Source organism: Photobacterium kasasachensis (assembly GCF_050336885.1).
In the GTDB taxonomy this organism is placed as follows: domain Bacteria; phylum Pseudomonadota; class Gammaproteobacteria; order Enterobacterales; family Vibrionaceae; genus Photobacterium; species Photobacterium kasasachensis.
Genome location: NZ_JAKJSH010000016.1, coordinates 13302 through 29464, shown reverse-complemented (window position 1 = coordinate 29464; position 16163 = coordinate 13302). Strand labels below are relative to the sequence as shown.

Sequence of the window (16163 nt, the reverse complement as noted above, 5' to 3'; positions counted from 1 at the left end):
CCGCTTTCTTGGGAACTAAGATCCGCCATCTGGGATCTCGCATCTTTTTGAGTCTCCATGTATGATCGTCGCCATAAGATCTCGGGAAACACCTACCCACTTCCCACTCAACAGCAGCTCAACCTTGCTACGGACATGTCATGACTCAGATGGAAAAGAAGCACGACAGCGAATCGCGCTTAAACTACTTAAAGCAGCAACTCCCACAAGAAATTACCCGTGCCGTCGCCGACACCTTACGTGAAGATCTGGGCGGAACGATTGATCCGACGCTCGATATCACTGCCAGCCTGATCCCGGCTGACAGCCAGGGCGTCGCCACTATCATCACCCGCGAGCACGGTGTCTTCTGCGGTCAGATGTGGGCTGAGGAAGTCTTCAAGCAATTGGGCGATGAAGTTAGCATCGAATGGCATGTCCAGGATGGCGATGCCGTCGAGCCCAACCAAACCCTGTGTACCCTGAGCGGCCCATCCCGTATCTTGCTGACCGGCGAGCGTAACGCGATGAACTTTATCCAGACCCTGTCCGGTTGTGCCACAACCGTTGCAGAATATGCCAAGCAACTGGAAGGCACCCAGTGCCGCCTGCTCGATACCCGAAAAACTGTTCCTGGTCTTCGCAGCGCGCTGAAATATGCCGTAACCTGCGGCGGCGGCTTCAACCACCGTATCGGCGTGTTCGATGCCTACCTCATCAAGGAAAACCACATCATTGCCTGTGGCGGTATTAAGCAGGCTATTACAGCAGCCAAGCAACTCAACCCTGGCAAGCCGGTGGAAATCGAGACCGAGAGCCTGGATGAACTGCAACAGGCCATTGATGCCGGTGCCGATATCATCATGCTCGATAACTTCACCACCGAGATGATGCGCCAAGCGGTGAAAATCAACGCTGGCCGCGCGGCCCTGGAGAACTCCGGCAACGTCACGCTCGCGACTATCCGTGAATTTGCCCTGACCGGTGTCGACTACATTTCAGTAGGCGCGCTGACCAAGCACCTAAAAGCCATGGACTTGTCAATGCGCTTTAAGTAATACGGTTTAAGTAACGTGCGATCAGTGATACGAACTACTGAGCACGTTATTATCAAAAAAGCAGCCAGATATCCAAGCGGCTGCTTTTTTCTGATACCCAAACGCCTCAATCTATCCCACTAGACTCTTACCACCAGCTCTCGTATTACCCCTTCCCCAAATAACCTATACATCAACAGCCCCCTAACCTGATAATTTCATTAGTAAAATTTGCGTCGGCAACCACTTACCAATATGCAACCAATGTAAGCCAATGAGTTTAAATTAAACGTAGGCCGAGTAATCACTCTTACATTATTCAACCAATTGCAACCATAAGTATGCTGAGGTCATTGTATTTCAATGATTATTGACAGAATAAGAAGGACAAGAAGATGAAAGGACAAAAAGGTTTTACATTAATAGAACTAATGATTGTGGTGGCGATTATCGGCGTATTGTCCGCATTTGCAATGCCTGCCTACCAAAATTATACCAAGCGTGCGCACGCTACTGAGATGTTGAATGCTACGACTGCAATGAAAACAGCTGTTGGTGTTTGCTTACTAAGTGGGAATGTCACGGTATCTGCAGGTAAGTCTACTTTGGACTGTTCAAGCGGAAATAACGGGGTTCCTGCAGCACAAGAATTCGATAAGGGTAATGGCGATTTCTTTGAAGTTTCATCAGATGTAACAGCAGAAATCAAAGATGGAGTTGTAACAGTCGATAATACTAAATATGTAACTGCTGAAGTTCCTACAGGCAAAGCAAAAGGCCCATTAATTGCTGGTGCCAAAGTCAGGCTAGCACCCAAATCTAATGCCCATGGCGTAGTATGGAAAATAGATTGTGATGGTAACGGGAAAGCTGACTTCTGCCCTCAGAGCTAATCAATGCAAACCAACCTCGCCTCTATCCTGCACCAGGCTAGCCTGATTGGCCCGGAGCAGGAGCAGCAAGTGGTCGATGTTGTCCGGGCAGAAGGCACCAGTGTGCCTTCTGCCATGGTCGAGCTCGGTTTATTCAGCGGCACGGAACTGGCCCGCCACCTCGAGCACATCTTTGCCATCGCACTGATTGACGTTCACCAATACGACTACCACGCATGCTGCAAAGCACTCAACCAGCGCGAACTGGTGCTCCAGCACCGGGTGCTCCCTCTGCAGGTAAACGACAATACCCTGTTTATCGGCCTCAGCGATCCGACCCAGATCGATGCCCTGGATGAATTTCGCTTTGCCACCGGAAAAAATATCGAGCCTTTGCTGCTTGAAGCCAAGCAGCTGGAAAGCGCGATCCGGCGGATTTACGGCAGCGAGATCGGCGAAAATCATCATTTGCTCCAGCACCAGCGCAGCGTGACAGATGCCGATCTGGGCGAACTGGTTGACTTAGGTGACGGCGAGTTGCTTGATGAAGCAACCGATCTCAGCCAGGACAGTGCCCCGGTTACCCGCTATATCAACCAGGTATTGATGGATGCCGTACGCAAGAAAGCTTCGGATATCCACTTCGAGCCCTACGAGGAATCATACCGGATCCGATTTCGCTGTGATGGCATCCTCCACCAGCATGCCATGCCACCGGCTCACCTGTCGCGACGATTGTCCACTCGCCTCAAGGTGATGTCGAAACTCAATATTGCCGAGCGCCGCCAGCCACAGGACGGTCGGATTAAACTTAAGCTGACACCGACGCTGGCGATCGATCTTCGGGTCTCGACCCTGCCGACACTGTGGGGGGAGAAAGTGGTACTGCGGATCCTCGACAGTTCCAGCGCCAATTTGAATATTCATATCCTCGGCTACAACGAACCGCAGAAACAAGCTTATCTGCACGCCCTGAAAAAGCCGCAGGGGATGATTTTAATGACTGGTCCCACCGGAAGCGGCAAAACAGTATCACTCTATACCGGACTAAAGATCCTCAACACCGATGAGCGAAACATCTCTACCGCCGAGGATCCGGTTGAAATCAACCTGCCGGGGATCAACCAGGTCCAGATCAACAGCCAGATCGGACTGGGCTTTGCCGAGGCGCTGAGATCCTTCCTGCGCCAGGATCCAGATGTGGTCATGGTCGGCGAGATACGGGACCTGGAAACCGGATCTATTGCGGTCAAGGCGGCACAAACCGGCCACTTGGTGCTGTCGACCCTGCATACCAATTCGGCAGCTGAAACCATCACCCGTCTGACCAACATGGGAATACAGGACTTCAACCTGGCCTCATCGCTCAGCCTGATCATTGCCCAGCGCCTCGCCCGCCGCCTGTGCAGTAGCTGCAAACAACAGCAGCAGCTTGATAGCCTGGTATGTGAACAGCTGAAAATACCGCATGCAGCCACTGTCTACCAGGCCAACAAGCAGGGGTGCGACGACTGTAACCAAGGCTACCTCGGCCGGGTCGGGATCTATGAAGTCATGCCGTTTAGCCGTGAGCTCGCCCAGGCGCTGATAGCAGGCGCCTCGACCCTCGAGCTGGAAGAGCTAGCCTGCCGCCAGGGAATGCAGACACTGCAACAGTCTGGCATAGACACACTCCGCGCAGGTATCACCAGCCTGGAAGAGCTGCAGCGGGTGCTGCATTTTAGCTAACGTTCATACAAGGAATACCGATGGCACAAGTTAGTAAAATTCGCTATTTCCATTGGCGGGGCGTTAATCAGGCAGGGAAAAAAGTCTCGGGTATTACCCTGGGCTTTCAGGAACGTGACGTTCGCACTATGCTCGGCGAACAGATGATCCAGGTAAAAAAAATAAAACGCCACAAGCCATCGACGCTAAGCAAGCTCAAAAACCAGCTCAAGCCAGCCGATGTTACGGCCATCACCCGCCAGCTGGCGACAATGATTGCCTCGGGCGTACCGGTTGTCCAGGCGCTAAAAATGATGGCAAACAGCCATAACAAGGCAGAAGGCAGAGCGGTTCTGGCCCAGGTAACCACCCAGATAGAAGCAGGGGCATCGCTGTCACGGGCGCTGAAAACCAGCTCCCCCCTGTTTGATAACTTCTACTGCGATCTGGTGCTCACCGGCGAGCAAACAGGCCATTTGCCTGAAGTGTTCGATCGCATCGCGACCTACCGGGAAAAAAACGAGTCAACACGAAAAAAAGTCATCAAGGCGATGATCTACCCTTCAATGGTTACCCTTACATCAATCGGTGTCACGATAATGATGCTGGTGTTTGTCATCCCACAGTTTGCCAGCATCTTCAGCAACTTCGGCGCCGAGTTGCCCTGGTTTACCCAGCAGGTGATCAAAGCCTCTGATTTTATGCTCGGCTACGGCATTTATCTGGCCATTGGCCTGTTAACATTTCTGTTTTTATTCATTTTTCGCTATCAGCGCTCTCGCCGATTCAAGCTGGCAATTCACCGCCTCAATTTAAAGCTGCCTATCGTCGGCAATGTTTTGCTCAAGGCGACGGTGGCAAGGTTTTCCCGTACCCTGGCCACTACTTTCAGTGCCGGGATCCCCTTGCTGAGCGGCCTCCAGTCCGCCGGTAAAACGGCCGGCAACAAATACATCGAGCAGGCTATCGAGGAGGCTCACAGCAGCACTGCTGCAGGTATGCCACTCCATATAGCCCTGCGCCAGAGCGATGTCTTTCCTGAATTGATGCTACAGATGACAATGATTGGTGAGGAGTCCGGCTCGTTAGACGATATGCTCAATAAAATGGCCGCTTTGTATGAAGATGATGTCGATAATACGGTCGATAACCTCGGTAAAATCCTCGAGCCGCTGATTATTATTTTCCTTGGCGGCATGATTGGCGGTCTGTTGGTGGCAATGTATATGCCTATCTTTAAGTTAATGAGCGTGATGGGATAAAAGCCAGTCGCGCTTAACCTAGGATCTGCCGTTGTGATCCCCTACAATACCCTGACATATTTGTATGAGATGTCTTTCATGGAACTGCTGACTTACTACCCATGGCTATTTCCTGTTTTTGCGGCCATTTTCGGCCTGCTGGTCGGTAGCTTTCTCAACGTCGTGATCTACCGCCTGCCTGTTATGATGGAAAGGCAGTGGAAAGCCGAGTGCGCCGAATGTTTCCCGGAGTTCGGTCCGGTAGAAAACACGCCTCCTTTTAATCTGAGCGTGCCCCGCTCCCGCTGCCCGCACTGCCAGCATCAAATCAGCATGTGGGAGAACATTCCTGTTATCAGCTGGTTGCTCCTCAAAGGGCGTTGCAGCTCATGCCAGACAAAAATCAGTGCCCGCTATCCGGCCGTCGAGCTTTTTACCGCCATCGTCACGGCAACCGTAGCCATTGTTCTGCCCGCATCCGAATGGGCAATCGCCGTGATCTTCTTTAGTTTTGCCCTTATTGCCCTGACCTTTATCGATCTCGACAAAATGTTGCTGCCAGATCAGATCACCCTGCCGCTGCTGTGGGCCGGTATTTTGGTTGCCCTGCTGGGCTGGGGGCCTATATCACTCACAGAGTCCGTTATCGGTGCCATGGCTGGCTACCTGTCACTCTGGAGCCTTTATTGGTGCTTTAAGCTGCTTACCGGCAAGGAAGGCATGGGCTACGGTGACTTTAAGCTCCTGGCAGCACTGGGAGCCTGGCTCGGCTGGCAATTGCTGCCTTTTGTTGTACTCTTGTCTTCCTTGGTCGGGGCGATCTGTGGCATCATCTTGATGCGTATACAAAGTTCAGACTCTCAGACCCCGTTTTCCTTTGGCCCCTATCTGGCACTGGCAGGCTGGATCGCCATCTTATGGGGTGAACCCATGCTGAACTGGTACCTAACTTCATACCTGGGATTGTAGTCATGACAATGGTTATCGGACTCACCGGCGGCATCGGCAGCGGCAAAACAACCGTTGCCGAGCGATTTGGCCGCTATAACATTGATATTATTGATGCCGATATCGTCGCCAGAGAAGTCGTAGAGCCAGGTACTCCCGGGCTTGAGGCCATTGTCGAGAAGCTGGGAACTGACATTCTGCTGACAGATGGCACCCTGGACCGCAGTAAGCTAAGACAGGCTATTTTTGACGATAACAGCTTGAAAGATTGGTTAAATGCCCTTCTTCACCCTATGATCAGGGAACAGATGAAGGCCGATATCGCGCAAGCAACGTCACCTTACTGCCTGCTGGTGATCCCGCTAATGGTGGAAAACAACCTGCAGACCATGGCCCACCGCTTACTGGTCGTGGATGTGAGCGAAGAGGTGCAAATAGCACGCACCCGGCAACGCGATCAGGTAGACGCCAGCCATGTCCAAAAGATCCTGGCAGCCCAGGCTTCACGCCAGGAGCGCCTGGACGCCGCCGACGATGTGATCAACAACAATGGCGACAGTAACGAGCTCGACGATGCCGTTTCCGAACTACATCAGCAGTATTTAGCGATGAGCCTTCACTATCAGTAACGGGTTAACCTCGGATAAACAAGTATGCTAACAAACCGCTTTGAACATCCGCTAAACGAAAAAGTACGCATTTATCTGCGTCTTGAGTATTTGATCAGGCAAATGACACATGCCAGCCAGCTTAATGATCAGTGGCAGCATCAGATCTTCTTCCGGGCCCTGTTTGATCTCTTAGAAATTCTCGATCAGATCCAGCTCAAGTCCGAGCTGGCGAAAGATCTCGACAAACAACGCACCAAGCTCAAAAGCTGGCTCAATATCGACGGGGTCGATCAATCCGCCCTGCTCGCGATTCTCGATAACATTGATTTGGCTCATCACCAGCTGATCACTGCCAGCCGACTCGGCCAGGAGATCCGCGAAGATCGCTTTCTTAGCGGTATCAAGCAGCGCTTTTCTATTCCTGGCGGCAGTTGCTGCTTTGACCTCCCAGCCCTGCATCACTGGCTACACTTACCATTGGCACACAAGCAAAATGATATGGCCAACTGGCTCAAGCAGCTTGCCGAGCTAACCGAAGCGCTCAACTTATGGCTCCGCCTGACCCGAGACTCGGGCCAGTATCAGCCACAAATCGCTCGCGGTGGATTTTTCCAGCATGATGCCGACGATGCCAGCTTGTTACGGTTGGAGATTTGCCCTAGCTATGGGGTATATCCTATGATATCGGGTCATCGCAGCCGCTTTGCCATTCGCTTCTCGCCTTTTGAAGAAGGCGCAGGCATTGCCGAGGCCATCGACTTTAAACTAGCAATCTGCTGAGGTTTATGTGACACAATCTAATACGGCGCTTTCAAGCAACATTACTATTGTTAAATGCCCGACCTGCCAATCGAAAGTGAAGTGGAGCGTGGAAAGCCCATTTCGTCCGTTTTGCTCCAAGCGCTGTCAGCTAATTGACCTGGGTGAATGGGCGGAAGAGGAAAAAGCCATACCGGGCGCGCCGGATATGTCCGATTCTGACGGTTGGTCAGAAGATATGGGCTATTAACAGGGTACGAGAATATTCGGCCCTGGGTGCGAGGAAGAGCCAAGCCAGCTCATCCTAGGGCCCAGGGGCCATAACCTATAACCCTTAATCCAAAACCAGCCGGATTTATATCCCCATCAGCTTATCCAGCACCACCTCGTTGGCTTCAGGAAACGCATAATCGCGCAAACACGTCAACTTGACCCACTCGCCAGGCTGCCCTTCCTTGCCGTAGGCTTCGCCCTCAAATGCCTTGATCAGGAAGAAGTCGAACTTCAGTAACTTTTCCGGATAGTCATGTTCAAGCGCCATAAAGTGCTCCAGCTCTGTTGCCTGAATACCGACTTCCTCGTCCAGCTCACGGATCACGGCCTGCTCGGCTGTCTCTCCCCGTTCGACCTTGCCACCGGCGAACTCCCAAAATCCTCCCTTATGGGCTTTGGCTGCACGTCGGGTAATAAAAACCTCATCTTGTTGAGCATTAAGAATGATCCCTGCCGAGATCCAGACCTGTTTCTTTTCCAAACTGATACCTGCTATCCATATCGAGTCGCCAGCGGTGCACACGAAAACCACATGTTTCCAAAGTACGCCCCTGCCCATCCCGCTTTTTATTTCTACTAAACAAAAGGCCGCTTTCGCGGCCTTTTCACTGTATCAAACTGTTTTACGGCTAATCAATTAGCTAATTTTGCCGTGGCACTGCTTGTATTTCTTGCCGGAGCCACATGGACAAGGCTCATTTCGACCCACTTTGCGATCTTCACGCTGGAAAGGTGCGCTTTCGCCACTTTCAGTGCTTTCATCGGCAATCTGGCTTTCTGCGTTCTGATGCTGGAACTGTTGACGACGAGCCAGCTCTTCTGCCTGACGGCGACGCTCCGCTTCCAGACGCTCAACTTCTTCCTGCTGCTGAACACGCACCTTGCTGAGGATCATAATGACATCAGACTTAAGGCTCTCCAGCATTCCCTCGAACAGCTCAAACGACTCGCGCTTGTATTCCTGCTTAGGGTTCTTCTGGGCATAGCCGCGCAGGTGAATACCCTGACGCAGGTGATCCATCGCAGCCAAGTGCTCTTTCCAAAGCGTATCAAGGTTTTGCAGCATGACCGTCTTCTCGAAGTTACGCAGTACCGCAGCACCGACAACCTCTTCTTTCTCACGGTAAATCTCTACAGCCTTCTCGACGATACGCTCACGCAGTGCTTCTTCGTAAAGCTTCTCTTCGGTGTCCAGCCACTCCTGAATTGGCAGCTCCATATCGAAGTCTGTTTTCAGACGCTCTTCCAGCCCAGAAACATCCCACATTTCTTCCAGAGATTGCGGCGGAATATGGCCATCGATAACAGCCTGGATCACATCTTCACGATTCTGCTCGATCATCTCGCTGATGTCTTCTGCATTCATCAGCTCGTCACGCAGCTCGTAAACCACCTTACGCTGATCATTGGCAACATCATCGAATTCAAGCAGCTGTTTACGGATATCGAAGTTACGTCCTTCTACCTTGCGCTGGGCATTCTCAATCGCCTTAGTCACCCATGGGTGCTCAATCGCTTCGCCTTCTTCCATACCCAGCTTCTTCATCATGTTGGAAACACGATCAGAGGCAAAGATGCGCATCAGGCCATCTTCCATCGACAGGTAGAAGCGAGATGAACCCGGATCCCCCTGACGACCAGAACGACCACGCAACTGGTTATCAATACGACGAGATTCATGGCGCTCAGTACCGATAATATGCAAACCACCGGCAGCCAGCACAGCGTCATGGCTTTCTTTCCACTTAGCCTTTATCGCTGCAACCTGCTCATCGGTCGGGTTATCAAGCTTGGCCACGTCACTCTGCCACGAGCCACCCAGTACGATATCGGTACCACGACCCGCCATGTTAGTTGCAATGGTTACCGCGCCAGACTGGCCTGCCTCGGCAACAATGTCAGCTTCCTTCTCGTGGAACTTGGCATTCAGTACCTGGTGCTTGATGCCTTGCTTTTTCAGAGCGTTAGACAGAAGCTCAGATTTTTCAATCGATACGGTACCGACCAATACCGGCTGACCTTTGCCGACACGCTCTTTGATGTCTTCGCTAATCGCAGCAAATTTTTCCTGCTCGGTCATGTAAACCAGATCACCCATATCATCACGGATCATCGGCTTGTTGGTTGGCAGCACAACGGTTTCCAGACCGTAGATTGACTGGAATTCGAACGCTTCGGTATCGGCTGTACCTGTCATGCCCGACAGCTTGGAGTACAAACGGAAGTAGTTCTGGAAGGTGATCGAGGCCAGCGTCTGGTTCTCGTTCTGGATCTTCACATTTTCCTTGGCTTCTACAGCCTGGTGCAGGCCTTCAGACCAACGGCGTCCCGGCATAGTACGGCCGGTGTGCTCATCAACGATGATCACTTCATCATCTTTAACAATGTAGTCAACATCACGCTCGAACAGAACATGGGCACGCAGTGCGGCATGAACATGGTGCAGCAGACTGATATTGGCTGGCGAGTACAGGGTATCGTCCTCGGCCATCATTTCTTTCTGCTTGAGCAGCTCTTCGACAAACTCCTGGCCATTTTCGGTCAGGTGGGCCTGTTTGGCCTTCTCGTCGACAGTATAGTGGCCTTCACCACGGTATTCTTCGCTGTCTTCCTGATCCTGTTTCACCAGTTCAGGGATCAGCTTGTTGATCTGGATATACAGCTCAGAGCTGTCTTCTGCCGGACCGGAGATGATCAACGGGGTACGGGCTTCATCGATAAGGATGGAGTCGACTTCATCGACTACCGCGAAGAAACGCTCACGCTGAACGCGATCTTCCGGACGGAAAGCCATGTTATCGCGCAGGTAGTCAAAACCAAACTCGTTGTTGGTTCCGTACAAGATATCAGCCGCATACGCTTCTTTCTTCGCTTGCGGCGGCATGTTCGGCACATTAACGCCGACAGTCATGCCCAGGAATTCAAATAGAGGGCGGTTAGTTTCCGCATCACGTGCAGCCAGGTAGTCATTCACCGTAACGATGTGAACGCCTTTACCCGTCAGGGCATTCAGGTAAGCCGGTAGTGTCGCCGTCAGGGTTTTACCCTCACCAGTACGCATCTCGGCGATTTGGCAATCGTTAAGCACCATGCCGCCAATCAGCTGGACATCGAAGTGACGCATACCAAATACACGCTTCGACGCTTCACGCACGGTTGCAAAAGCTTCTGGTAGCAACTGGTCAAGGTTTTCACCTTGTTCCAGACGCTCACGGAACTCAGCAGTTTTCGCTTTCAGCTCTTCGTCTTGCAGGCTTTCTAATTGAGGTTCTAGCTTGTTGATCTGATCAACAATTTTACGCAAACGACGCAGAGTGCGGTCGTTACGGCTACCGATAACTTTGGTCAGTAGTTTTGATAACATGGCGTTGCCGTTTTCTCTTTGTTATTTCAGCTTCAGTACTGGCTGAATCGCTTAATCTGGGTTTCATAACCGGGATTCCTGTCCCGCCTGAATCCGCCACAAGAATGTGACAACAGAAGCCGACACGAAAAACAATGGTTATAAATGATATTGTGACCCTCTGGTTTAATTTCAAGGGCTAGATGAAAACAATACCAATGTTTTGCTTGGGGACAGTGTTTTAGCAACAGCTGCACCCCTCGCGGCCAGGCATATCTGCCATTGCTATAGAAAACAGCCAATCATTAACCTGCATTCTATAGACTTGGTATAATATGACATATTAACGAGGTCGCCTATGATAAAAGCGGACGACTTACGACTCATATTCGAAAAATTAGAACTTAGCCCTAATTAGGACATGTCTCATGCGTGATCACCGCCCCCGAACCACCGCCAGCCTGCTTGATGACAGCCAGATTGGCAACATCCAGCAACGTGCTATCGCGCTGAGCAAACTCGACAAAGCCGTCAAACAGCATCTGGATTGCTCGGATCACTGCCGGGTCAGCAACTATCGCCAGGGTACGTTAATCATTGAAACGGCTTCTGCATCCTGGTCGATGCGGCTCAACTACGAGCGGAACAATCTGATCCGAAAATTACGCGAGCAACTGCTGCCGCAACTGGCAAGTATCGAGGTAAAGGTGAACCCGGCACTGGCCGCGATCGAAAGAAAGCAGGAAGACAAGGCGCCGGATATCGTTCAGAAGCCAATATCGCCGCTGGCAGCCCAATATTTACTGACGACGGCCAAGAACGCGCCGGACAAGGTCAAGAAAAAGCTCGAGAGGCTGGCAGCATTGGCCGCGAATAAACGCCGGGAGTGATGATGTCAACAGATAGCGCAACAGCGCCAGTGATTATTCAATCGATACAAAAACGCCGGACAATGTCCGGCGTTTTTTAATTCTGCATTTGTGCTTAGGCGAGCACCATACCCGGCTGGGCAAAGGTAACCGGCACTTCACGCTCATCTTCGAAGGTAGACCATTCATAGGCTTCCTGATCAGCCAGGACTGCACGCAGCACCTTGTTGTTCAGGGCGTGGCCAGATTTATAGGCACACATCTCGCCGATAATGTTATGGCCACACATGTACAGGTCGCCAATCGCATCCAGCACCTTGTGCGTCACCAACTCGTTATCAAAGCGCAGGCCTTCGTCATTCAGGATGCGGTAATCATCCAGAACAATGGCGTTATCAAAGCTACCACCCAGACACAGGTTCTGCGACTGAAGGTACTCGATATCACGCATGAAGCCGAAAGTACGGGCACGGCTGATGTCTTTGACAAATGACTGGCTCGAGAAGTCCAACACTAAACGCTGCTGCTCAGATTCAATCGCCGGGTGATTAAAATCGATAGCGAAGTCCAGACGGAACCCGTTGTACGGACGGAGTTCAGCCCATTTGTCGCCATCTTCGACGCGAACAGTTTTTTTGATACGCAAGAAACGCTTAGGAGCGCCCAGGGTCTCAATACCGGCAGACTGCAACAGGTAGATAAACGGGCTTGCACTGCCATCCATAATAGGGATTTCAGGTGCATCAACCTCGATAATCACATTATCGATTCCCATACCTGCCAAAGCTGCGTTTAGGTGTTCAACCGTTGAGATGCGCACACCTTCCTCGTTTACAAGGGCGGTACACAGCATGGTATCACGCACAGAGTCGGCATCTGCGGGAAAATCCACAGGCGGATTCAAATCTGTACGACGATAGATCACACCGGTATTTGCAGCGGCAGGACGCAGAATAAGCGTGACTTTACGTCCAGAGTGAAGTCCCACCCCGGTCGTTTGCACTATGCTTTTCAGTGTACGTTGTCTGATCATCTGCTCTTCTCAACTTAAATTAGCCAATACATCGGCCCATTACCGTGCAATTGCACGATAAATGGGCAAACATCTTACCACTTATTGAGCGGTAACCCAAACAATTTACGCCGGCTAGTCAGCCTGCTTGCGTAAAAATGCTGGAATATCAAGGTAGTCATGGTCAGCCTGAGGCTTTGACTTCGCCGCTGCCGAAGATGAACCTTGTTGCACATTTGCTTCGGCCGCAGGAGCCTGCTGGCTCAGCGGTGCTGGCTTAGTCTCCTCGACAGCCGGTGCTGCTGCAGCAGGCTTTTCCTGCGCAACTGCCTGGACCGGCTTAGACGACGTCACCAGAGTGATATCCGGCTTGCTCTCTTTGCCAATACCCGTTGCAACAACCGTTACGCGCAACTCATCCGTCATCTCAGGGTCCAGAGACGTACCGATAACAACCGTTGCGTTGTCTGATGCGAAGGCTTTCACTGTGTTACCCACAGTTTCAAACTCGTCAAGACGCATATCCAGACCGGCAGTGATGTTAACCAACACACCACGAGCACCAGCCAGGTCGATGTCTTCCAGCAACGGGCTGGAGATTGCCATTTCAGCGGCTTCTTCAGCACGGTCATCGCCAGTTGCAACACCGCTGCCCATCATGGCATGGCCCATTTCAGACATCACGGTACGTACGTCAGCAAAGTCGACGTTAATCATACCCGGACGGGTAATTAGTTCTGCAATGCCCTGTACCGCATTCTTGAGTACGTCATTTGCCTTGGCAAAAGCGTCCAGCAAAGTAATACCGCGGCCCAGCACTTTCAGCAGTTTTTCGTTTGGAATCGTGATCAGCGAGTCGACGTGCTTTGACAGCTCTTCGATACCCTGCTCAGCAAATGCCATACGCTTCTTACCTTCAAAGCTAAATGGCTTAGTCACCACTGCAACAGTAAGAATGCCCAGCTCTTTCGCCACCTCAGCAATGATCGGAGCCGCACCGGTACCGGTACCGCCACCCATTCCTGCCGCGATGAAGATCATGTCCGAGCCTTGCAGCTCAGCCTTGATCGCCTCACGATCTTCCAGCGCCGAGTCACGCCCCACCTGAGGGTTCGCACCCGCGCCCAAACCTTTGGTGATATCACCACCGATCTGGATCACTGTACTTACATTGCTTTTTCGAAGCGCCTGAGCATCAGTATTGACACTGATGAACTCAACACCTTCAATCGACTCACGTACCATGTGATCGACAGCATTACCGCCGCCGCCGCCAACGCCAATGACCTTAATTACCGCTTCATCAGACATTTCCATCATCGGTTCAAACATTTGTTCTCTCCGTTTATCCTGTTCGCATCAGGTTTTAAAATTCTTTTCTTAGCCAGCCACTGATTTTGGAGAAAATTCCGGATACCGAACGCTTCGGCTCCAGCTCACCATCATCAAATGTCTGACTGTCCTTTCCGTAATGCAGTAGACCTACTGCAGTTGCATAATGCGGAGCCTGAACATAATCAGTCAGCCCACTTAGCTCAAGCGGTTGCCCGATCCGTACCTGATTGCGAAAAACTCGCTCGGCACATTCAATCAGGCCTTCCATCTGTGCGGCACCGCCGGTTAGAACGATACCTGCCGCTAAATGGTGCTTCACCCCTGCATTACGCAGTTGTTCTTGTATTTCCAGCAGTTTCTGATTAACCAGCCCCAACAGCTCGCTGTAGCGGGGTTCTATCACTTCTGCCAGTGTCTGGCTCTGCAGGCTGCGTGACGGTCGACCACCGACACTCGGTACATCGACCTTCGCATCTTTGCTCACCAGCTCGCTCAACGCACAGCCAAATTTCACTTTAATTTCTTCGGCATCACCCGGAGGCGTACCGAATGCATAGGCGATATCACTGGTCACGACATTGCCGGCGTAAGGGATCACTTCGGCATGCCGCAATGCTCCGCCGGTCCAGACCGCTAAATCCATGGTACCGCCACCGATATCAACCACACAAACACCCAGTTCGCGCTCATCGGCTGTCAGTACCGCATGGCTGGCAGCCAAACCAGAGAAGATCAGCTGATCAACCTTTAGTCCACAGCGCTCGACCGCTTTTACAATATTGCGAGCCATATCGTTGTGGCAGGTGATCAAATGCACACTGGCTTCCATCCGAACGCCTGATAATCCAACAGGGTTTTTAATTCCCTCTTGATAATCAATAGCAAATTCCTGAGGAATTACATGCAAAGTTCGGTGTTCATCGCTAATTTTTACTGATTTCGCTGTATGAATAACATTATCAACGTCATCCTGCGTTACCTCTTTGTCAGAAATAGGCACCATGCCTTTTTCTGTCTGGCAACGTATATGTTTGCCGGATAACGACAAAAACACAGAGGAAATCTGGCAATCTGCCATCAGCTCAGCCTGATCGACTGCGCGCTGAACAGATTTGACAACGGACTCAAGGTCATTAACCCCGCCTTTGTCCATTCCCCGTGACGGGCTGCTGCCGACACCAATGACATTTACATTGCCATCTGGCAAGACTTCCCCAACCAAAGCACTCACTTTGGATGTGCCGATATCCAGGCCCACTATGAGTTTTTTATCTGCCGCCTTCGTCATTAGCGCACGCTCTTATAGTTATACTCACCGAACTGCCCTGGTTATTCAGAGGCTTGTTCTGGTTGTATTATTCTGGAACCACTTTCCAACCCACAGCAGCCCCGGTATCGTAGCGCAAGTCTACGTACTCAATGGCTTTTCCCTGCTGCTCTAATTCCGGATATATGCCGATAAAACGCTCTAGACGCTCCATTCGGGCTTCTCGACCCAACTCGAGCCGAATTCCATTCTTTAGCCATACTCGCCAGGCCCGGCGTTCATTCAATGCCAATCTGGCAATGTCGAACCCGGCAAGTTGTAATCTTGGTTGCATTTCATGCAACGCGGTCAGCACTTCGTGGCTGCTACCATCCGGCCCGCTTAACCCGGCCAGATGTTTCTCTGTGACCTGTTCCGCCGGTGCCTCAAACACCGCACCGTCAGTATTTACCAGGTATTGCTGGTTCCAGATTGCAGCCGGCTGGTGCTCAACCACAAAAACCTTGATGGAGTCAGGCCATTGTTTTCGTACCGACGCTCTCGAAATCCAAGGTAACGCTTCCAGAGCCAGCTGGATTTCATCGACATCCTGGGTCATGAAGCTGCCCAGGTGATCCAACTGCAGTATTCCCTGGCGAACATCGTCGGCACTCAGGTACTCAAGCTTTCCCTGAATCACCAGCTGCGATAACGGCAGCCGGTTGGCGTCTGTCATCCAGTTTAACCCTGCACTAACCAGCCAGGCGATAAAACCGATAACAAAGAGAAAAAATGCCACGCCTCCCCAATGTGCCGCCTTACCCAAAGAAGGCTGGGATACTCTTTTTAAGACTGCATCAGCCATATAACGTTTGTTTGCCCTTACCTCAATCATCATTACCCCTCTAACATCACCGGGAGGGATAACTGA

The 16163-nt window shown here is 51.5% G+C and carries 15 protein-coding genes; 9 read left to right on the top strand and 6 right to left on the bottom strand.

The genetic code is table 11. The features are described from left to right. Positions 1-149: 149 nt before the first annotated feature. The 8 genes from nadC (at position 150) to yacG (ending at position 7404) form a co-directional block, all read left to right on the top strand. Positions 150-1037, top strand: coding sequence for a carboxylating nicotinate-nucleotide diphosphorylase (nadC, locus tag L4D19_RS20850; RefSeq protein WP_428454177.1), 888 nt, complete (start codon positions 150-152; stop codon positions 1035-1037). A gap of 374 nt (positions 1038-1411) precedes the next feature. Next, complete coding sequence (locus L4D19_RS20845; RefSeq protein ID WP_428454087.1) at positions 1412-1909, top strand: pilin; 498 nt, start codon at positions 1412-1414, stop codon at positions 1907-1909. 3 nt (positions 1910-1912) lie between these two features. Further along, the gene (gene pilB, locus L4D19_RS20840; protein ID WP_428454086.1) at positions 1913-3616 is read left to right on the top strand and encodes a type IV-A pilus assembly ATPase PilB; all 1704 of its coding nucleotides are present in this window, start codon (positions 1913-1915) and stop codon (positions 3614-3616) included. 14 nt (positions 3617-3630) lie between these two features. Further along, the gene (locus L4D19_RS20835) at positions 3631-4857 is read left to right on the top strand and encodes a type II secretion system F family protein (RefSeq protein WP_428454176.1); all 1227 of its coding nucleotides are present in this window, start codon (positions 3631-3633) and stop codon (positions 4855-4857) included. Between the two features lie 78 nt (positions 4858-4935). Next, positions 4936-5805, top strand: coding sequence for a prepilin peptidase (locus L4D19_RS20830; protein ID WP_428454175.1), 870 nt, complete (start codon positions 4936-4938; stop codon positions 5803-5805). A gap of 2 nt (positions 5806-5807) precedes the next feature. Further along, positions 5808-6413, top strand: coding sequence for a dephospho-CoA kinase (gene coaE, locus L4D19_RS20825; protein WP_428454085.1), 606 nt, complete (start codon positions 5808-5810; stop codon positions 6411-6413). A 24-nt stretch (positions 6414-6437) separates the two neighbouring features. Further along, entirely contained in the window at positions 6438-7175 is a 738-nt protein-coding gene (gene zapD / locus L4D19_RS20820; protein WP_428454084.1) for a cell division protein ZapD, read from the top strand. A gap of 7 nt (positions 7176-7182) precedes the next feature. After that, positions 7183-7404, top strand: coding sequence for a DNA gyrase inhibitor YacG (gene yacG, locus L4D19_RS20815; protein ID WP_428454083.1), 222 nt, complete (start codon positions 7183-7185; stop codon positions 7402-7404). Between the two features lie 105 nt (positions 7405-7509). Here yacG and mutT read toward each other — a convergent pair whose 3' ends face one another. Then, entirely contained in the window at positions 7510-7908 is a 399-nt protein-coding gene (gene mutT / locus L4D19_RS20810; protein ID WP_428454082.1) for an 8-oxo-dGTP diphosphatase MutT, read from the bottom strand. A gap of 156 nt (positions 7909-8064) precedes the next feature. After that, a complete protein-coding gene (gene secA, locus L4D19_RS20805) occupies positions 8065-10791 on the bottom strand; it encodes a preprotein translocase subunit SecA (RefSeq protein ID WP_428454081.1) in 2727 nt (908 codons plus the stop codon). A 407-nt stretch (positions 10792-11198) separates the two neighbouring features. Here secA and L4D19_RS20800 point away from each other — a divergent pair, with 407 nt between their 5' ends. Next, the gene (locus L4D19_RS20800; protein ID WP_428454080.1) at positions 11199-11660 is read left to right on the top strand and encodes a DUF721 domain-containing protein; all 462 of its coding nucleotides are present in this window, start codon (positions 11199-11201) and stop codon (positions 11658-11660) included. Between the two features lie 94 nt (positions 11661-11754). On the opposite strand, the gene lpxC is transcribed toward L4D19_RS20800, so the two are convergent. From lpxC to L4D19_RS20780, 4 genes are all read right to left on the bottom strand, one after another. Next, positions 11755-12672, bottom strand: a complete 918-nt coding sequence (gene lpxC, locus L4D19_RS20795; protein ID WP_075762353.1) for a UDP-3-O-acyl-N-acetylglucosamine deacetylase — start codon at positions 12670-12672, stop codon at positions 11755-11757. Positions 12673-12786: 114 nt separating this feature from the next. Then, positions 12787-13983 (bottom strand): cell division protein FtsZ, encoded by a 1197-nt coding sequence (gene ftsZ / locus L4D19_RS20790; RefSeq protein ID WP_428454079.1) that lies wholly within the window; start codon positions 13981-13983, stop codon positions 12787-12789. A gap of 34 nt (positions 13984-14017) precedes the next feature. Further along, complete coding sequence (ftsA, locus tag L4D19_RS20785) at positions 14018-15274, bottom strand: cell division protein FtsA (RefSeq protein WP_075762355.1); 1257 nt, start codon at positions 15272-15274, stop codon at positions 14018-14020. A 67-nt stretch (positions 15275-15341) separates the two neighbouring features. Next, complete coding sequence (locus tag L4D19_RS20780; protein WP_428454174.1) at positions 15342-16097, bottom strand: cell division protein FtsQ/DivIB; 756 nt, start codon at positions 16095-16097, stop codon at positions 15342-15344. Positions 16098-16163: the final 66 nt, after the last annotated feature.